Here is an 18,885-nt window from a genome sequence, read left to right as displayed (position 1 = left end):
TTGCTTCGACGCACACCAGCCTGCGACCTCAACCTCGGTCGAGGTCAAGGACCGCCGTCGGCCGGGCTAGAGCCGCCTCGCCACCTCGGTCGCCCAGTAGGTGAGGATCATGTTCGCGCCCGCGCGCTTGATGCCCGTGAGGGACTCCATGATCGCCCTGTCGCGGTCGATCCAGCCCCGCTCGGCGGCGGCCTCGACCATCGCGTACTCGCCGCTGATCTGGTACGCGGCCACCGGCACGTCGACCGCGTCGGCGACCTTCGCGAGGATGTCGAGGTAGGGTCCGGCCGGCTTGACCATCACCATGTCGGCGCCCTCCTCCAGGTCGAGCGCCAGCTCCCGCAGGGCCTCCCGGGCGTTGGCCGGGTCCTGCTGGTAGGTCTTGCGGTCGCCCTGGAGGGAGGAGCCGACGGCCTCGCGGAAGGGGCCGTAGAAGGCGGAGGAGTACTTCACGGTGTAGGCGAGGATCGAGACGTCCTCGTGGCCCACCTGGTCGAGGGCGTCGCGGATGACGCCGACCTGGCCGTCCATCATGCCGCTGGGGGCCACCACGTGGGCGCCCGCGTCCGCCTGGACCTGCGCCATCTCCGCGTACCGCTCCAGGGTCGCGTCGTTGTCCACGCGGCCCTCGGCGTCGAGCACACCGCAGTGCCCGTGGTCGGTGAACTCGTCGAGGCACAGGTCGGACATGACGATGAGGTCGTCGCCGACCTCGGCCCTGACGTCGCGCAGCGCCACCTGGAGGATGCCGTCGGCGTCGGTGCCGACCGTTCCCGCGGCGTCCTTCTTGGCGTCCTCGGGCACACCGAAGAGCATGATCCCGGCAACGCCGGCCTCCACGGCCTCGACGGCCGCCTTCTTGAGCGTGTCGCGGGTGTGCTGGAGGACGCCGGGCATGGCCCCGATCTCCACCGGAGTGCTGATGCCCTCCCGCACGAAGGCGGGGAGGATCAGGTCGGCCGGGTGCAGGCGCGTCTCCGCGACCATGCGCCGCATGGCCGGAGTCGTCCGCAGCCGCCTGGGCCGCGACCCGGGGAAGGACCCGTACTTCGTCACTGACTTCACCTGGTTTCGTACCGCTCGTACCGCTGCTGTCGCGGGGCGGGCGCGCCGGGCGCCCGCCCCGCCCCGAACCTACGGCGCCGTGCGCCGTCGTCGCGAACCGGGACGCCGCTCGCTCGGGCGTGTCACCGGGTCCCCGGCCTCCAGTGCCGCGGCGCGCCGCTGCGCACCGAACTGGGCCAGCGCCTCGGCGAGCTTGTGGACCGACGGCTCGGGGGCCATCACGTCCACGCGCAGCCCGTGCTCCTCGGCGGTCTTGGCCGTGGCGGGGCCGATGCACGCGATCACGGTGACGTTGTGCGGCTTGCCCGCGATGCCGACGAGGTTGCGGACCGTGGAGGAGGAGGTGAAGAGCACGGCGTCGAAGCCGCCGCCCTTGATGGCCTCCCGCGTCTCGGCCGGCGGCGGCGAGGCGCGCACCGTCCGGTAGGCGGTGACGTCGTCCACCTCCCAGCCGAGGTCGATCAGGCCCGCCACCAGCGTCTCCGTGGCGATGTCGGCCCGCGGCAGGAACACCCGGTCGATCGGGTCGAAGACCGGGTCGTACGGCGGCCAGTCCTCCAGGAGACCGGCGGCCGACTGCTCGCCGCTCGGCACCAGGTCCGGCTTGACGCCGAAGGCGATCAGCGCGGCGGCGGTCTGCTCACCGACGGCCGCGACCTTGATCCCGGCGAAGGCGCGGGCGTCGAGCCCGTACTCCTCGAACTTCTCCCGCACCGCCTTGACGGCGTTCACGGACGTGAAGGCGATCCACTCGTACCGTCCGGTGACGAGGCCCTTGACGGCGCGCTCCATCTGCTGGGGCGTGCGCGGCGGCTCCACGGCGATGGTCGGCACCTCGTGCGGCACGGCGCCGTAGGAGCGGAGCTGGTCGGAGAGCGAGGCGGCCTGCTCCTTCGTCCGCGGTACGAGGACGCGCCAGCCGAAGAGCGGCTTCGACTCGAACCACGAGAGCTGGTCGCGCTGGGCGGCCGAGCTGCGCTCGCCGACCACGGCTATGACCGGCCGGCCGCCGTCGGGCGAGGGCAGCACCTTCGCCTGCTTGAAGACCTGCGCGATGGTGCCGAGGGTGGCGTTCCACGTGCGCTGGCGGGTCGTCGTGCCGCCGACGGTCACGGTGAGCGGGGTGTCGGGCTTGCGGCCCGCGGCCACCAGCTCGCCCGCGGCGGCGGCCACGGAGTCGAGCGACGTCGAGACCACCACGGTCCCGTCGGACGCGCCGACCTCGCTCCAGCAGCGCTCGGACGCCGTACGCGCGTCGATGAACCGCACGTCGGTGCCCTGCGCGTCCCGCAGTGGCACACCGGCGTACGCGGGCACGCCGACGGCCGCCGCGATGCCGGGGACGACCTCGAAGGGGATGCCCTCGGCGGCGCAGGCGAGCATCTCCTCGGCCGCGTACGTGTCGAGGCCGGGGTCGCCGCTGACCGCACGCACGACCCGCCTGCCGCCCCTCGCGGCCTCCATGACAAGATTGGCGGCAACTCGGAAAGTCGCCGTGTCAGGGGCTGCTGACATGTCGTCAGTCGCCTTCGGCAGGGGTGTGTCCACACCTCCCCCGGCGTGCACGCGGACGACGTCGAGCACATCCGGCTCGGCGATCAGCACGTCCGCTCGGGTCAGCGCCTCGACGGCGCGCAGGGTCAGCAGTCCCGGATCTCCGGGTCCGGCACCCAGGAAGGTGACGTGCCCGTGTGCGGGAATGCCGGGAAGGTTCGAGGTGGGGCTCAAAGTGCTCGCTCCCCCATCAGACCGGCCGCGCCCTTGGCGAGCATCTCCGCCGCGAGTTCGCGGCCGAGCGCCATGGCTTGGGTCTCCGTCTCGGGCACGGGACCGGTGGTGGACAGCTGCACCAGCGTCGAGCCGTCGGTCGTGCCGACAACACCGCGCAGGCGCATTTCCTTGACAAACTGCGCGTCGGACAGGACGTCGGCCAGCGCACCCACAGGTGCGCTGCAGCCGGCCTCCAGGGCGGCGAGCAGGGACCGCTCGGCGGTCACGGCGACCCGTGTGCACGGGTCGTCGAGCGCGGCGAGCGCGGCGGCGAGTGACGCGTTGTGCGCGGCGCACTCGATCGCCAGTGCCCCCTGGCCGGGGGCGGGCAGAACAGTGTCGACCGACAGGAAGTCGGTCACCTCGTCGGTCCTGCCGACGCGGCTCAGTCCGGCGGCGGCGAGCACGACGGCGTCGAGCTCCCCCTTGTGCACGTATCCGATGCGGGTGTCGATGTTCCCGCGGATCGGCACGGTCTCGATGGTCATGCCGTGGTCGCGCGCGTAGGCGTTGAGCTGCGCCATGCGGCGCGGCGAGCCGGTGCCGACGCGGGCGCCCGCGGGCAGCTCGGGGAAGGTCATGCCGTCGCGCGCGACCAGGACGTCGCGCGGGTCCTCACGGACCGGCACGGCCGCGAGGACCAGCTCGTCGGGCTGCGTGGTGGGCAGGTCCTTGAGCGAGTGCACGGCGAAGTCGACCTCGTCACGGGCGAGCGCCTCGCGCAGGGCGGCGACGAAGACGCCGGTGCCGCCGATCTGCGCCAGGTGCTCGCGCGAGACGTCCCCGTACGTGGTGATCTCCACGAGCTCGACGGGCCGCCCCGTCAACTGCGTCACGGCTTCCGCGACTTGGCCCGACTGGGCCATGGCCAGCATGCTGCGCCTGGTCCCGAGCCTCAGAGCCCTCTCGGTCATGCCCGGCCTCTATTCGGGTCGTCGTTCTCGTTGTTCGTGTGGTCCGCCCTGCTGACCGCCGCGACCGTCTGCGGGTCGAGGTCGAAGAGCGTCCGGAGCGCGTCCGCGTACCCGGCGCCGCCGGGTTCGCCCGCGAGCTGCTTGACCCGCACCGTCGGCGCGTGCAGCAGTTTGTCCACGACGCGGCGCACGGTCTGCGTGATCTCCGCGCGCTGCTTGTCCTCCAGGCCGGGCAGCCGCCCTTCGAGCCGGGCCATCTCACCGGCCACCACATCGGCGGCCATGGTGCGCAGGGCGACCACGGTCGGCGTGATGTGCGCGGCCCGCTGCGCGGCCCCGAAGGCCGCGACCTCGTCGGAGACGATGCTCCGCACCTGCTCGACGTCGGCGGCCATCGGCGCGTCGGCCGAGGCCTCGGCGAGCGACTCGATGTCGACCAGCCGCACGCCGGGAACGCGGTGCGCGGCGGCGTCGATGTCCCGGGGCATGGCGAGGTCGAGCAGGGCCAGCACGGCGGGGCGGGCGGCGGCGGCCGACGGGAAGGGACGGCGCCGCTCCGGCAGCCTGCCGGTGCGGCCGGCCGCCGCGACCAGCGCGGCGATGGCATCGGCCTCGGCCTGCGGGTCGGGGGCCGGGCCCTCGCGCCGCTCGGCCGGGGCGTTGTCCACCCAGGCTCCGTGCTGCTCCAGGGAGGCCGCGTCCATGCCGGCGACGGCCGCCTCACCGGCCACGGAGAAGCCGCGGGCCGTGGAGAGGTCGAAGGGGCAGGGCTCCTCGGCCGTGTCGACGGGGCGCACGGCGGTGCCCGCCGAACCGCTCCTGGCCTGCGCGGGCACCTCGCCGACGCGTGCCTCGGCGGGCACGCGTCCCTCGACGGCCGCAGAGACGGCCTCCGCGGTCAGCACGAGGCCGGTCGCTCCGGTGCAGGAGACGGCGACATCTGCACGTGTCAGTTCGTGGGCGACGGAGTCCATGGGGACGGCGCGGGCCGTCACCCCGGCGGAACCCGAGTCACCGAGGATCTCCGCGAGCCGCTCGGCCCGCTCGAAGGTGCGGTTGGCGACCACGATCTCCGTGACCCCGGCGCGTACGAGCGTCGCCGCGGCCAGCGAGGACATGGAACCGGCGCCGATCACCAGGGCGCGCTTGCCCCTGACCCACTCCCCGACCGGCTCGCGCGCGGCGAGCTGTTCGAGGCCGAAGGTGACGAGCGACTGCCCGGCGCGGTCGATGCCGGTCTCGGAGTGGGCGCGCTTGCCGACCCGCAGCGCCTGCTGGAACAGGTCGTTCAGCAGGCGGCCCGCGGTGTGCAGTTCCTGTGCGCGCGCGAGGGTGTCCTTGATCTGGCCGAGGATCTGGCCCTCGCCCACGACCATGGAGTCGAGCCCGCACGCCACCGAGAAGAGGTGGTGGACGGCACGGTCCTCGTAGTGCACGTACAGATAAGGGGTCAGCTCTTCGAGGCCCACGCCGCTGTGCTGCGCGAGCAGCGTCGACAGCTCGGCGACGCCCGCGTGGAACTTGTCGACGTCCGCGTACAGCTCGATGCGGTTGCACGTGGCGAGCACGGCCGCCTCGGTGGCGGGCTCGGCGGCCAGGGTGTCCTGCAGGAGCTTGGCCTGCGCGTCCGCGTTCAGCGCGGCTCGTTCGAGGACGCTCACCGGGGCGCTCCGATGGCTCAGCCCCACGACCAGGAGACTCATGCCGGCATCACGGCGGGGACGTCCCCGTCGGGTCCCTTGCGGTGCTGCTTGGCGGCGACGGGCGGCACGACGTCGTCGGACGCCAGGTCCTCGCCGGCCTTGCGCTGCTCGTGGAAGGCGAGGATCTGCAGCTCGATGGAGAGGTCGACCTTGCGCACGTCGACGCCGTCCGGGACGGAGAGCACGGTCGGCGCGAAGTTCAGGATGGAGGTCACGCCGGCGGCGACGAGCCGCTCGCAGACCTGCTGGGCGGCGCCGGCCGGGGTGGCGATGACGCCGATCGAGACGCCGTTGTCCTCGATGATCTTCTCAAGGTCGTCGGTGTGCTGCACGGGCATGCCCGCCACGGGCTTTCCGGCCATTGCCGGATCGGCGTCGATGAGCGCGGCGACACGGAAGCCACGCGACGCGAAGCCGCCGTAGTTGGCCAGGGCGGCGCCGAGGTTGCCGATGCCGACGATGACAACCGGCCAGTCCTGGGTCAGGCCGAGCTCGCGGGAGATCTGGTACACGAGATACTCGACGTCATAGCCGACGCCGCGCGTCCCGTAGGAACCGAGGTAGGAGAAGTCCTTGCGCAGCTTCGCGGAGTTGACCCCCGCGGCGGCCGCGAGCTCCTCGGAGGAGACCGTGGGCACCGAGCGCTCCGACAGTGCGGTCAGAGCGCGGAGGTACAGCGGAAGCCTGGCGACGGTGGCCTCGGGAATTCCTCGGCTGCGGGTCGCCGGTCGGTGAGTTCGGCCAGTTGCCACGGTGCTCCTGCGGGTAGAGCGGGGCTGCAGGCGGTCACTCGTCCCCAGACCGCCCCGTCCCCTGCAGGCTATGCCTTTGTGAACGCGTGCACAAAGATGGTGTCCGTTTTGCCCGGCCAACGTGACGGGGCTCACGCACGCCCGGCGCACGATCGTGGAACCGGCGCACGGGCGGCTTCGTTGCTCACCTGAAGGGGGCAAAACCGCACACACTCCTCACGATCATCACCCCCGAGAACAAAACCGCCCCAAAGCGTAGACGACTTCGCGGGCACTTTGGACTGCCCGGTCAGTAACCTGTGGGCCATTCGGCAGGGTCCCGGACCGCCCGGCGGGTGCCCGGCGGGTGCCCGGCGCCACTCCCGGCGACGGCGTCAGCCGGCCAGCTCCCTGCGCAGCCGCGCCTCGTCCACGCGCCAGAAGGTGTGCTGCTCCCCGTCCACGAGGACCACGGGGATCTGCTCCCAGTACGCCCGGTGCAGCTCCTCGTCCTCCGTGATGTCCTTCTTCTCCCACGCGGCGCCGAGCTCCCCGCAGACCTTCTCGACGACCTGCTGTGCGTCATCACACAGATGACAGCCCGGCTTCCCGATCAGGGTCACCGTGCGCTCCGCGGGCTTCTTCTTCTCCGTACGACGAAAAATCGGGCTCATACCGCCATTCTCGCCCCGCCGGCCCCCTCCGGCGGGCGGGGCGGGGCGGGCACCGCTTCACGGTCCGGTCGCGGAGAGTTCACGGCCCCCGCATCCCGCCGACTCCGGAACCCTCCGCGGGACTGGCTATGCTCACGACATGGCCGCTCTCGGATGGCTCACCCCCCGTAGGCGCTCCGCCACGGCGCGGAGCGTGTTGGCAGGCGAGGCCTCGGCTGAGGCAGCACGCAAATCCTCCCAGGAGCTGGAGGAACTCACGGGCCGCGGCGCGCCCGACGTGGCCCCCGCGGAACCCGTCTTCCCCGTCGTCGGCGACGACAAGGCCGCCGCCTTCTTCGACCTCGACAACACCGTCATGCAGGGCGCCGCGATCTTCCACTTCGGCCGCGGCCTGTACAAGCGGAAGTTCTTCGAGCGCCAGGAACTGGTCCGATTCGCCTGGCAGCAGGCGTGGTTCAGGCTCGCGGGCGTCGAGGACCCCGAGCACATGCAGGACGCCCGCGACAGCGCGCTCTCCATCGTCAAGGGCCACCGCGTGGCCGAGCTGATGTCCATCGGCGAGGAGATCTACGACGAGTACATGGCCGAGCGCATCTGGCCGGGCACCCGCGCCCTCGCCCAGGCCCACCTCGACGCGGGCCAGAAGGTCTGGCTCGTCACCGCCGCGCCGGTGGAGATCGCCACGGTCATCGCGGGGCGCCTCGGCCTGACCGGCGCCCTCGGCACCGTCGCCGAGTCGGTCGGCGGCGTCTACACCGGCAAGCTCGTCGGCGAGCCCCTGCACGGCCCCGCCAAGGCCGAGGCGGTCCGCGCCCTGGCCGCCGCCGAGGGCCTGGACCTCGCCCGCTGCGCCGCCTACAGCGACTCGCACAACGACATCCCGATGCTCTCGCTGGTCGGCCACCCCTACGCGATCAACCCCGACGCCAAGCTGCGCAAGCACGCCCGCGAGCGGGACTGGCGGCTGCGGGACTACCGCACGGGCCGCAAGGCCGCGAAGGTCGGCATCCCGGCCGCCGCCGGCGTGGGCGCCGTCGCGGGCGGCACGGCCGCCGCCATCGCGCTGCACCGCCGCCGCCACTGAGACCGCGCCCCGGCGGCGGCCCCCGCGGCTCGGCCGGTCGGCGCAATCCCCCGGTCCTACCCCGTCCCGTCCCGCGCCAGTCACCCCGGAGTGACTCGGCCACAACACGCCTCGCGTGAAGACGGAATGTGAACCGAACCGATCAGCAAACGGTCACTCTCCGCTGCTCACCCATGTGCGGATCGGTTACAGAAGCGACGTAATCGATGATTTGAGCAACTGGGTGTAGCGCTGCCTGTACGAAGCGTTATTCTCCTCAGACGCATGAACGGGCCTCGCTCGTCACCGCTTGTCGTCACGACGAGTGAACGGTCCGGAACTGCACGTGATGGAAGCTCTGCCTCTGGGAGTCCCGTGTACCCACACGTCGGGGTTGACGCCTCGGGCCTGGCTACGCTGCGCGCAACGGTCCTCGACCGCTTGCGCGGCTTCGTCCCCACCGCGTACGCCGGTCCCGCCGTCCCCGCCTTCGCCGCCCCGGCACCCGTCGGGCCGTGTTATGCCCTGACGGACGGAATCGAGGAGGTGCCGGCACCCAGTGCCGTCATTGAGGGGCGGCGGCCGGGAGACGGGCGGGCCGTCAGCAGACGATCCCGCACCGCCACCGCCACCGCCGCGACGACCACCCACCGCCGCCCCGCGGCGGACAGCGACAGCGCCCGCATGATGGCTCTCGTCGAACGCGCGCAGGCCGGCGAGTCCGACGCCTTCGGCCGCCTCTACGACCAGTACAGCGACACGGTCTACCGCTACATCTACTACCGCGTGGGCGGCAAGGCGACCGCCGAGGACCTCACCAGTGAGACCTTTCTGCGCGCCCTCCGCCGCATCGGCACCTTCACCTGGCAGGGCCGCGACTTCGGCGCCTGGCTGGTCACGATCGCGCGCAACCTGGTCGCCGACCACTTCAAATCGAGCCGGTTCCGCCTCGAAGTGACCACCGGCGAAATGCTCGACGCCAACGAGGTCGAGCGCAGCCCCGAGGACTCCGTCCTGGAGTCCCTGTCGAACGCGGCACTGCTCGAAGCCGTCCGCCGCCTCAACCCCCAGCAGCAGGAGTGCGTGACACTGCGCTTCCTCCAGGGCCTGTCCGTCGCCGAGACCGCACGGGTCATGGGAAAGAACGAGGGAGCGATCAAAACCCTTCAGTACCGCGCGGTCCGCACGCTCGCGCGGCTCCTCCCGGACGACGTGCGGTAGCGCCGGGCATCGCTCCGGCGCCACCAACTCACCGTCCGTGTCGGCCTGATGGCCGTCACGGCCCTTTGGTGATTCTTCGCGGTCCGATCATCCTTCGTCCGTAACCCAAGTGCCGCGACGCTCGTTGTGCGGGATGCAGGCTCCCTGTGGTCGCCACCTGACCGTTCCCTCCGCTCCCGAGGCGCGAGGGAGACGCCATACGCTCACTCGATCGTGTGGAAGCGTTCAGGACAGGCAACCCTCAGGACCCCCTGGGGAGTCGACCGTCATGACGAGAGGAGGTGCCGCCAGTGATCGCGAACGTATCGGCCCACCGGCGGGCGAACGCCTTCGCCCAGGCCCTGGATGACCATTCCGACCAGCGCCCGGCGGCCGAGCAGTCCGAGGACTCCGCGTCCACGCCCGCGGCCGAGGAGTCCCCCGAAACCACCGCGGCCAGCGCCGAGCCGACCGAGCGGGGCCGCATGCTGGCCCTGACGGAAAGCCTCGACGCGCTGCCCAAACCCGCCCTCGACCCCGAGGTCAAGGTCGTCCAGCGCGCCCAGCTCGTGGCCGCGATGGAGGCCATGCTCCGCGACGGCGGTGCCGCGGTGCCCGAACAGCGCACCCGCAAGGGCGCGCACCGAGCGGGCCCGCTGCACAGACTGCGGCCTCGCACCCGTCTCTCCAAGGGCATCGCCGCGGGCGGCCTCACCGTCGGCGTCGCGGCCGGTGCCTTCGGCGGCGTCGCCGCCGCCAGCTCCGACGCCCTCCCCGGCGACTCGCTGTACGGCCTCAAGCGCGGCATGGAGGACCTCAAGCTGGGCATGGCCGACGACGACGCCGACCGCGGCGAGATCTACCTCGACCAGGCCTCCACCCGGCTGAACGAGGCACGCAGGCTCATGGAGCGGGACCGCTCCGGCGCCCTGGACCACGAGTCCATCGGCGAGATCAGGCGCGCGCTCACCGGCATGCGGCACGACGCCAGCGAGGGCCACCGCCTGCTCCACCAGGCGTTCGAGCGTGACGGGTCGCTCGGCCCCATGCAGGCGCTCTCCGCCTTCTCCCGCTCGCACCGGGAGACGTGGAGCGACCTCCAGGGCAGGCTCCCCGTCCAGCTCGGCGACATGAGCGATCAGGTCGACTCCGTGTTCGACGCCATAGAGGACGACGTCAAGCCGCTGCGGGCCCGGCTGCCCCACATCCCGCGGAAGGAAGGACCGGGCGGCGGGACACCGCAGAGCCCCAGCCGCCCCGACGGCACCGGCCGGCACTCCGCTTCCCCCGAGAGCGGGGGAAGCGGCGGCACGGGCAACACCCACAAGGACAAGCCCGCCTCGCCTCGCCGCAGTGCCGACGACGGCATCCTCGGCGGCAGCGTCGGCGGTCTCCTCGACCCGCCGGACGAGAAGACGAGCCCCACGCCGTCGGAAGGCCGCAGCAAGCCCGGCAAGGAGACCCCGGCCAAGCCGGACGTCACCCTGCCCCCGCTGCTGCCGGGACTGCTCCCGGAGCTCGGCATCGACACGGACGACTCCAAGTAGCGGCCCGGCCGCCGCGCCGGCGGACACATGACTGAGGGGCGCCCTCCCGATGGGGGGCGCCCCTCAGCCGCGTACACGTACGTCCGCGGGCGCCGCTAGAAGAACACCGACCGCCGCTGCACGAGCAGCTTGTACAGCGAGTGCTGGATCTGCTCGCGCACCTGGTCCGTCAGGTTGAACATCAGCATCGGATCGTCCGCCGCCTCCAGCGGATAGCCGTCCGTGGGGATCGGCTCGCCGAACTGGATCGTCCACTTCGTCGGCAGCGGCAGCGCCCCCAGCGGACCGAGCCAGGGGAACGTGGGCGTGATCGGGAAGTACGGGATGCCGAGGACCCGCGCGAGCGTCTTCGCGTTGCCGATCATCGGGTAGATCTCCTCGGCACCCACGATCGAGCACGGCACGATCGGAGCGCCCGCCCGCAGGGCCGTCGAGACGAAGCCGCCCCTGCCGAACCGCTGGAGCTTGTAGCGCTCGCTGAACGGCTTCCCGATGCCCTTGAAGCCCTCCGGCATCACCCCGACCAGCTCGCCCCGCTCCAGGAGCCGCTCGGCGTCCTCCGCGCACGCCAGGGTGTGTCCGGCCTTGCGGGCCAGTTCGTTGACCACCGGCAGCATGAAGACGAGGTCCGCGGCGAGCAGCCGCAGATGCCGGCCCCGCGGATGGTGGTCGTGCACCGCGACCTGCATCATCAGGCCGTCCAGCGGCAGCGTCCCCGAGTGGTTGGCGACGATCAGGGCCCCGCCATCGGCGGGGATGTTCTCGACGCCCTTCACCTCCACCCGGAAGTACTTCTCGTAGAAGGGGCGGAGCAGCGACATCAGGACCTGGTCGGTCAGCTCCTCGTCGTAGCCGAAGTCGTCGACCTCGTACTCCCCCGTCAGCCGTCGCCGCAGGAAGGCGAGGCCGCCCGCGATACGGCGGTCGAGGCCGCCGCCCCGCGGCTCCGGGGGCCGCGTCGGTTCCGGGCGCGCGGCGGGCGGCTCCGCGCCCCGCGTGTCCTCCCGCTGCCGGCCGGGCAGCGTCTTGACCTCGCTCACGGCCGCGGTGTCGCCCTTGCGGCGGGGCGCGGACCTGCGGCGCGGCGCGCGCTGCGCCGCCCCGCGCGAGCGGTCGTCGTCGAACGGAATGACCTTGGCGTCCGCCATCGTTGACGCTCTCCTCAGTTGGCGCATCGGTTGCCGCCCGCGAAGGGCAGCGCGGCGATCCGGTCGACGGCCCCCGCGAGGGCACCCGGCGGCAGCAGCCCGGGACCGCGGCTGCGCACGAAGTCCGCGAAGGCCTCCGCGGTGGTGTACTTCGGCTCGAACCCCAGTGTCTCGCGCATCTGCCGGGTGGCCACGACCCTGCCGTGGGTCAGCAGCCGCAGCTGCTCGGGCGAGAAGTCCGTCGCGCCCATGGTGCGCAGCGCCGTGCCGACCCAGGTGACGGCCGGCAGGAGCACCGGCACGGTGGGACGGCCGAGCCGCCGGGAGCACTGGGAGAGCAGCAGCAGGCCGTCGCCCGCGATGTTGAAGGTGCCGCTGTTGAGCGTGCCGCGCCGCGGCTCGTGCGAGGCCAGGCGGAGCACCTCGACCGCGTCGTCCTCGTGGACGAACTGCAGGCGCGGGTCGTAGCCGAACACGGTCGGCAGGACGGGCAGCGAGAAGTACTCGGCGAGCGGGGAGTCGGCCGTGGGCCCGAGGATGTTGGCGAAGCGCAGTACGCAGACCGCGACGTCGGGGCGCCGGCGCGCGAAGCCGCGCACATAGCCCTCGACCTCGACGGTGTCCTTGGCGAAGCCGCCGCTCGGCAGCGACTTGGGCACCGTCGTCTCGGTGAAGACCGCGGGGTCCCTGGGCGCGGAGCCGTACACGCTGGTGCTGGACTTCACCACGAGCCGCTTCACCGTCGGCGACTTCTGGCAGGCACCGAGGAGCTGCATGGTGCCGATGACGTTGATCTCCTTGACGGAGCCCCGGCTGCCGCTGCCGAGCGCGGTCGCCGTGACGTCCATGTGGACGACCGTGTCCACCCCGTACTCGGCGAGGACCTTGGCGATCGCGGGCTGCCTGATGTCGGCCCTGACGAAGTCGGCTCCGCCCAGATGGTGCTCGGGCGGTACCGCGTCGACGGCGATCACCCGGTCCACCTCGGGATCGCGCTGGACGCGCCGGACGAACCTGCCGCCCAGCTGCCGGGCCACCCCGGTCACGAGCACGACCTTGCCCAAGATCAGCGCCTGCCTTTCCCCAGCCCTCGCCGCGCACCATCATCCGTGTCCGTGACCACGCTAGCGGGTCCGTGTTGCGCTGTGATGACGGTGTGCGGCGGGAAGTGACGACGGACACAGCCACACGTACGGACCAACCGCCCGGCGCTCAAGTACCGCGTCCGGCCCTTCGGCCGCCGGTCGGGTCCTTCGCGTGCCGGTCGGGTCCTTCGCGTCCCGCTTTTCCCCTTCGAGTACCGCGTCGGGCTCCGGGCATGCCGAAGCCCTCCCGCCGAAATCGACGAGAGGGCTTCGAACGCGCTGTGCAGCGGTCGCCTACTTCTTGTTGCGACGCTGAACGCGAGTGCGCTTCAGCAGCTTGCGGTGCTTCTTCTTGGCCATCCGCTTACGCCGCTTCTTGATAACAGAGCCCACGACTACCCTCGCTCACTTCTCTTCACTCGGTGCGGGGCAGCAGACTGGGCCCACACGACCTACGTCGGCCTAGCCTACCCGCCCCGGCGTGAGGGACGTAATCGAGGGGCAACGGGCCCCGCGGCGAAGGGGCCCGAAGGCCCCCGCGCTCAGCCTGCCTCGACCCCCACATAGGACTCGCGGAGGTATTCGTGCACCGCCTGCTCCGGGACCCGGAAGGACCTTCCGACCCGGATGGCGGGCAGATGACCGCTGTGCACCAAGCGGTACACGGTCATCTTGGACACTCGCATCACCGAGGCGACTTCCGCCACGGTCAGGAACTGAACCTCGTTCAGCGGCCTCTGGTTCTCAGCCATGACACCCCACCTGAACCTTCCGCACATGACGGGCACCGGCTTCCCCTTCCGGTGACTCTTCGTCGCTGCGCGCTCACTCCCCAGACTAGGGGCGGATGATGCGAGTGGGGAAGAGGAGCAGCCATCGGCCGCCTACTGTGACAGACACGCTCGATTGAGTACATAGCGAGTAAGCGGTCGGTAGTAATCAGACCGCACAGCGTCATCAAGCGGAACGACGACGGACACCCGCCCCTCGGCCTCTCCGACGAACAGCGCGGGATCATTCGTATCCGCCAGACCGATCGCCTCAAACCCCAGCTGACCTGCTCCGCAGACCCATCCATGGTCTCCCACGACAAGCCCCGGAAGCGGTCCGCCGGCCTCCGCGGCGGCATCCAGAACCGCTCGAACCGGGAGTGGTGAATGAGTGTGTGCGCCGGTCTCACTCCCGGTCGGCCGCGCGCCGGGTTCACGCACCAACGCGACTCCTTGTACGTAGTCAAGGTTGTACGTGCGTAGGCCGAACCGGGTCGTTATGTCGACACTGTTGCCCTGCGCGGGGGTGAGGACGGGGCATCCCGCCGCCGACAAGGCGTCCGCCAAAGCGGCGTAGAACCCCAGCAGCCGGTGCGGGTGTCCGGTCCCGAAGAGTACGGGAAGCCGTCTTCGCGCGGCCTCCGCGAGCCGTTCGGCGAAGGCGTCGAGCGCCGTCAGCGTCCGCTCCGGATCGATGACGTCGGCCCCACTGGTGTACCCCGGATCGGCGGACACCCCGCACTTGTCGGCCATCAGCCTCAGCAGATCGCCCGGCCCCCAGCGCCACTCGGGGTCGAGCCCGAGAAGTATCCGCGGGTCCCTCGCCGCGAAGAGCCGGTAGCTCCGCAGACTCTTCTCCCGGGAGGTGGCCACGGGCCCGGCCAGCCGGGCCGCCAACAGATGCGCACGCAGGGCGCCGGTGCTCAACACGCTGCCGATGCTGGCGCACCGCGGCCCCCCGGTGGCCAAAACCCCGAAAAGCACCCACAGTTGGGCTAACGCGGGCATAATCCGGCCGAAGCGCAGCCGTGCGACGGCGGGGCGGACAGTTGCGGGCCAGGCAGCGGCGGGGGCCAGGCAGCGGCCGTACGGCCGGGCAGCCCTACGGCAGCAGCCCCCGCAACGGGAACGCCGCCCGGCGAGCGGCGAGCACCGCCTGGTCGAGCCGGTCCGCCGGGTCGTAGCCCTCCTCCCAGCCCCGCCACTCCACGGGCCACCGCCCGTCCGTCATCCGCCCCGGCGCCAGCTGCCGCGTCCGGGCATACGCCTCCTGCCGCCAGGCCTCCGGAATCGGCGCCGCCGGCTCCACCGGCCGCCCCGCGGCGATGGCGACGAGGTGCGTCCAGGAGCGCGGCACGACGTCCACCACCGCATAGCCCCCGCCGCCCAGCGCGACCCAGCGCCCTTCGGCGTGCTCGTGCGCCAGCTCGTGGCAGGCGACCTGCACGGCCCGCTGCGCGTCGAGGGACACGGCGAGGTGCGCCAGCGGGTCGTCGAAGTGCGTGTCGGCGCCGTGCTGCGTCACGAGGACCTGCGGCCGGAACTCCGCGAGCAGCTCGGGCACCACGGCGTGGAAGGCCCGCAGCCACCCGGCATCCCCGGTGCCCGCGGGCAGCGCCACGTTCACCGCGGAGCCCTCGGCCGTGCCGTCCGCGCCCGTCTCCTCCGGCCAGCCGGTCTGCGGGAACAGCGTCCGCGGGTGCTCGTGCAGCGACACCGTCAGGACCCGCGGGTCCTCCCAGAACGCGGCCTGCACCCCGTCCCCGTGGTGCACGTCGACGTCCACGTACGCCACGCGCTCGGCGCCCAGCTCCAGGAGGCGCGCCACGGCGAGCGCCGCGTCGTTGTAGATGCAGAAGCCCGAGGCGCCGCCGGGCATCGCGTGGTGCAGTCCGCCCGCGAAGTTCACCGCGTGCAGGGCGTCGCCGCGCCACACCGCCTCGGCCGCCCCCACGGACTGCCCGGCGATCAGCGCCGACACCTCGTGCATCCCCGCGAAGGCGGGGTCGTCCTCGGTCCCGAGGCCGTATTCCCCGCGCGCGGACGCGGGGTCCTCGGAGACGGCCTTGACCGCCGCCACGTAGTCCTCGCGGTGCACGAGGCGCAGCGTCGAGTCACCGGCGCGCTTGGCCGCGACCACGTCCAGTTCCTCGTCGAGCCCGAAGGCACCGACGAGACTTCGGGTCAGCCCGAGCCTGACCGGGTCCATGGGGTGACCCGGGCCGAAGTCATAGCCCGTTACTGCCTCGTCCCACATCAGCTGTGCGCGGCCGCTCATGCCCGCCACCGTATCGGTCCGCTCCCGGGGCGAAGGAACGGGCGTACAACACGGTCACAAGCACCAACACCAGGGGAACGAGCATCGCGCCCCGGTGGTTCCACGCGTCGCCGAGACCGCCCACCAGCGGCGAACCGATCAGAAAGCCCACGTAGTTGAAGACATTCAGTCGCGCGACGGCGGCGTCCGAAGCCCCGGCCCCGTGCTCCTCGTGGGCGAGCCGGCCCGCCGCCGCGAACGTCTGCGGAACGATCACGCACAGCCCCAGCCCCACCACCGTGAACCCCGCGACCCCCGTCCACGCCCCGGGCGCCGCCGCCACGACCCCGAACCCGACGGCCGCCACCAGGGCCCCGGCCCGCACCACCGCCACGGCCCCGAAGCGCCGCACCCCCAGATCCCCGAGCGCCCGCCCCACCAGCGTCATGACCATGTAGACGTTGTACGGAACGGTCGAGACCTCCTCCGAACTCCCCAGCACGTCCCGCAGGTACTTGGCGCTCCAGTTGGAGACCGTTGAGTCCCCGATGTACGCGACCGTCATCACCAGGCAGAGCGGCAGCAGCAGCCCGAAGGCGACGCCCCCGCCGCCCCGCCCGGCCGCCGAACCGTCCCCCCGGCCCTCCCCTGCCGCATCGGCGTACCACCGGCTCCCGATCAGCGCCGCCGGCAGCAGCACGGCCACGGCCGGCAGATACGACACGGACAGCGAGAGATCCCCGTGCGCGCCCGCCCAGGCCAGCGACGCCCCCACGATCCCGCCGAAGCTGTACGCGGCGTGGAAGCCGAGCATGATGCTGCGCCCGTACGCCCGCTGCAGGCTCACCCCAAGCATGTTCATCGACGCGTCGAGCGCCCCCACCGCGAGCCCGAAGGCCCCCAGCGCGAGCGCCACCTGCCACAGCTCCTCACCGGCACCCACCCCGAGGAGCGAGAGCAGCACCACCGGCTGCGACCACCGCAGCACCCCGCTCGGAGCCACCCTCTTGACCAGCATGCCGGTGGCCACGCTCCCCGCCCCGGCCAGAACGGGCACCGCCGCGAGGAACACGGGCAGCAGCCCGTCGGATATCCCGTACCGGTCCTGGATCGCCGGGATACGCGTCACCAGCAGCGCGAAGGCCACGCCCTGGACCAGGAAGGCGAACGCCAGCGAGACCCTGCCGCGCCGCAGCACATCTGTCATGGCCGTCGTCATGGCCGGGAAGCGTACGGCCCCGCACTACCCATGGGTAGACGGATCACTCACCGATTTCACCGGCCCCGGACGTCCGCCGCCACCATCTTCTCCATGGGCCCCGCGGCCAGGGCCCCGCTCACGAACACCGCCCCCGTGATGGTGACCGCCGCGATCGCACCGCCCAGCCACACCATGGTGTCCACCGGCAGCGTGTACGCCCCGATGACCCTGACCGCGGCCTCACCGAAGAGCGTGAGCCCCCAGACCACCGAGAACGTCCGCTCCAGCCGTACGAACCGCCCCCGCCCGCCGCTCAGCCGGTCCCAGGCCGCGGTCCGTGCCGGATCGCCCTTGGTCACCCACGGCTTGAGCGCCGCCGTCATCAGCGGTCGGCCACCGAGCACCGACAGCAGCACCGCGACGCCCACGGTCGCCGTGATGCCGCTGTCCTTGGCGAGCATCAGCCGGGGGTCACCGGCGACGAGGCCGAGCAGCAGCCCGACGACATTGGCGGTCAGGATCAGCGCCGCGAGCCCGTTGACCCGCCGCTCCTTGGCCAGCCCCCAGGCCGTGCGCCCGGCCGGCGACACGCTGCTCCAGGCCAGCGCCGCCAGGGTCCCCATGCCGAAGCCCTTGGTCAGCAGGTAGTACAGGGCGGTGGGCAGCAGCGCGTCGAGGACCAGCGGCTTCAGGGACGCGATGCGGGCCTTGCGGGGGTCGGGCACGGGGGCGGGCGCCGGGCGGCCCGTGGCGGCGGTGGCGCGACCCGTGCCCGGGGCCTCGGTGGCGAGCTGGCTCATGATCGGCTTCCTCCGTCGTCGCTGCGGCGTCCCCTCCGTCCGGGACGCCTTCAGCTTCGCCCCCATCCCCTGCCCCACGACAGAAACGATCGTCCGGAACTCCGCATGACAAATGTCAGGTCACACCCGGCTGGGCGGGGCGACATCAGGCGAGGAGGGAGGGCAACTCACGCAGGTCGTCGAAGAGTTCAGTGGCGCCTACGAGCCTCTCGGCGGGCGTCATGGCGGTGAATCCGTACACGTCCATCCCGGCCGCCACGGCGGCCCGCACCCCGAGCGGGCTGTCCTCCACGACCGCGCAGCGCTCGGGCGCCACCCCCATACGCTCCGCCGCGTGGAGGAAGAGATCGGGCGCCGGCTTCCCCCGCCCCACGTCCTGAGAACTGAAGACCCGCTCCTCGTCGAACCACTTGTCGAGCCCGGCCTTCCGGTGCCCCACACGAATCCGCTCATGGCTGCCGGAAGAGGCCAGGCAGTAGGCGACCCCGTCACCCGTCAGCTTCTCCAGAACCTCGACGGCCCCGTCCATGGCCTGGAGCTCCCGCGCGAATGCCGCGAAGACCCGCCCGTGGAACACCTCGTCGAAGTCACCGGGCAGCCGACGCCCGCTCCGCTCGAAAATCAGGTCGTGTACGCGGTGGACGGCACCCCCCATGTAGTCACGCAGGGAGTCCTCGTAGCTGGTGGGGTGCCCCAGCTCGGTCAGGTACGCGGCGAGGATGGTGTTGGAGATCGGCTCGCTGTCCACCAGGACGCCGTCATTGTCGAAGATGACCAGGTCGTATCGCATGCGTCGACCCTAACGGCGGCTTTCCTGCCCTGAACGCGGAGAAGGGCCGGAACGCAGAAAACCCCCGCACCAAAAGGTGCGGGGGTTTTCCCTAAAAGAAGTTCGGCGGCGTCCTACTCTCCCACAGGGTCCCCCCTGCAGTACCATCGGCGCTATGAGGCTTAGCT

General features: G+C 71.8%; 18 protein-coding genes. 3 read left to right on the top strand and 15 right to left on the bottom strand.

Going from position 1 to position 18,885, the window contains the following annotated elements; all coding sequences use genetic code 11:
- Window positions 1-66: 66 nt before the first annotated feature.
- From hemB to AB0I16_RS33065, 6 genes are all read right to left on the bottom strand, one after another.
- Window positions 67-1,056: a porphobilinogen synthase gene (hemB, locus tag AB0I16_RS33090; protein ID WP_363253367.1), complete on the bottom strand. Its 990-nt coding sequence runs from the start codon at window positions 1,054-1,056 to the stop codon at window positions 67-69.
- A 78-nt stretch (window positions 1,057-1,134) separates the two neighbouring features.
- Entirely contained in the window at window positions 1,135-2,793 is a 1,659-nt protein-coding gene (locus AB0I16_RS33085) for a uroporphyrinogen-III synthase (RefSeq protein WP_363253366.1), read from the bottom strand.
- Window positions 2,790-3,749, bottom strand: coding sequence for a hydroxymethylbilane synthase (hemC, locus tag AB0I16_RS33080; protein ID WP_363253365.1), 960 nt, complete (start codon window positions 3,747-3,749; stop codon window positions 2,790-2,792). The genes AB0I16_RS33085 and hemC overlap by 4 nt, the downstream gene beginning before the upstream one ends.
- A complete protein-coding gene (locus AB0I16_RS33075; RefSeq protein ID WP_363253364.1) occupies window positions 3,746-5,452 on the bottom strand; it encodes a glutamyl-tRNA reductase in 1,707 nt (568 codons plus the stop codon). Before AB0I16_RS33075 ends, hemC begins: the two co-directional genes overlap by 4 nt.
- Entirely contained in the window at window positions 5,449-6,204 is a 756-nt protein-coding gene (locus AB0I16_RS33070; protein ID WP_363253363.1) for a redox-sensing transcriptional repressor Rex, read from the bottom strand. The genes AB0I16_RS33075 and AB0I16_RS33070 overlap by 4 nt, the downstream gene beginning before the upstream one ends.
- 374 nt (window positions 6,205-6,578) lie before the next feature.
- On the bottom strand, window positions 6,579-6,857 hold the full coding sequence (locus AB0I16_RS33065) for a glutaredoxin family protein (protein WP_363253362.1): 279 nt from the start codon (window positions 6,855-6,857) through the stop codon (window positions 6,579-6,581).
- 139 nt (window positions 6,858-6,996) lie between these two features.
- On the opposite strand from AB0I16_RS33065, the gene AB0I16_RS33060 reads away from it, so the two are divergent.
- The 3 genes from AB0I16_RS33060 to AB0I16_RS33050 all read left to right on the top strand — a co-directional run bounded on the left by AB0I16_RS33060 (window position 6,997) and on the right by AB0I16_RS33050 (window position 10,667).
- Window positions 6,997-7,941 (top strand): HAD-IB family hydrolase, encoded by a 945-nt coding sequence (locus AB0I16_RS33060; protein WP_363253361.1) that lies wholly within the window; start codon window positions 6,997-6,999, stop codon window positions 7,939-7,941.
- 354 nt (window positions 7,942-8,295) lie between these two features.
- The gene (locus AB0I16_RS33055; protein ID WP_363253360.1) at window positions 8,296-9,141 is read left to right on the top strand and encodes an ECF subfamily RNA polymerase sigma factor, BldN family; all 846 of its coding nucleotides are present in this window, start codon (window positions 8,296-8,298) and stop codon (window positions 9,139-9,141) included.
- Between the two features lie 290 nt (window positions 9,142-9,431).
- Window positions 9,432-10,667, top strand: coding sequence for a DUF5667 domain-containing protein (locus tag AB0I16_RS33050; protein ID WP_363253359.1), 1,236 nt, complete (start codon window positions 9,432-9,434; stop codon window positions 10,665-10,667).
- 95 nt (window positions 10,668-10,762) lie between these two features.
- Here AB0I16_RS33050 and AB0I16_RS33045 read toward each other — a convergent pair whose 3' ends face one another.
- The 9 genes from AB0I16_RS33045 to AB0I16_RS33005 all read right to left on the bottom strand — a co-directional run bounded on the left by AB0I16_RS33045 (window position 10,763) and on the right by AB0I16_RS33005 (window position 18,718).
- The gene (locus tag AB0I16_RS33045) at window positions 10,763-11,815 is read right to left on the bottom strand and encodes a lysophospholipid acyltransferase family protein (protein ID WP_363253357.1); all 1,053 of its coding nucleotides are present in this window, start codon (window positions 11,813-11,815) and stop codon (window positions 10,763-10,765) included.
- A 14-nt stretch (window positions 11,816-11,829) separates the two neighbouring features.
- Window positions 11,830-12,879 (bottom strand): NAD-dependent epimerase/dehydratase family protein, encoded by a 1,050-nt coding sequence (locus tag AB0I16_RS33040; RefSeq protein ID WP_363253356.1) that lies wholly within the window; start codon window positions 12,877-12,879, stop codon window positions 11,830-11,832.
- Between the two features lie 315 nt (window positions 12,880-13,194).
- Window positions 13,195-13,293: an AURKAIP1/COX24 domain-containing protein gene (locus tag AB0I16_RS33035; protein WP_003948845.1), complete on the bottom strand. Its 99-nt coding sequence runs from the start codon at window positions 13,291-13,293 to the stop codon at window positions 13,195-13,197.
- 149 nt (window positions 13,294-13,442) lie between these two features.
- Window positions 13,443-13,652 (bottom strand): helix-turn-helix domain-containing protein, encoded by a 210-nt coding sequence (locus AB0I16_RS33030; RefSeq protein ID WP_062770509.1) that lies wholly within the window; start codon window positions 13,650-13,652, stop codon window positions 13,443-13,445.
- A 132-nt stretch (window positions 13,653-13,784) separates the two neighbouring features.
- The gene (locus AB0I16_RS33025) at window positions 13,785-14,600 is read right to left on the bottom strand and encodes a phosphatase (RefSeq protein WP_363253355.1); all 816 of its coding nucleotides are present in this window, start codon (window positions 14,598-14,600) and stop codon (window positions 13,785-13,787) included.
- Between the two features lie 172 nt (window positions 14,601-14,772).
- Complete coding sequence (locus AB0I16_RS33020; protein WP_363253354.1) at window positions 14,773-15,948, bottom strand: acetoin utilization protein AcuC; 1,176 nt, start codon at window positions 15,946-15,948, stop codon at window positions 14,773-14,775.
- On the bottom strand, window positions 15,899-17,134 hold the full coding sequence (locus AB0I16_RS33015) for an MFS transporter (protein WP_363253383.1): 1,236 nt from the start codon (window positions 17,132-17,134) through the stop codon (window positions 15,899-15,901). The genes AB0I16_RS33020 and AB0I16_RS33015 overlap by 50 nt, the downstream gene beginning before the upstream one ends.
- A 68-nt stretch (window positions 17,135-17,202) precedes the next feature.
- A complete protein-coding gene (locus AB0I16_RS33010) occupies window positions 17,203-17,928 on the bottom strand; it encodes a VC0807 family protein (RefSeq protein WP_363253353.1) in 726 nt (241 codons plus the stop codon).
- A 145-nt stretch (window positions 17,929-18,073) separates the two neighbouring features.
- Entirely contained in the window at window positions 18,074-18,718 is a 645-nt protein-coding gene (locus AB0I16_RS33005; RefSeq protein WP_363253352.1) for an HAD family hydrolase, read from the bottom strand.
- Window positions 18,719-18,885 lie beyond the last annotated feature (167 nt).

The organism is Streptomyces sp. NPDC050703, from assembly GCF_040654435.1.
Classification (GTDB): Bacteria; Actinomycetota; Actinomycetes; order Streptomycetales; family Streptomycetaceae; genus Streptomyces.
This window is presented reverse-complemented; position numbering and strand designations above follow the sequence as displayed.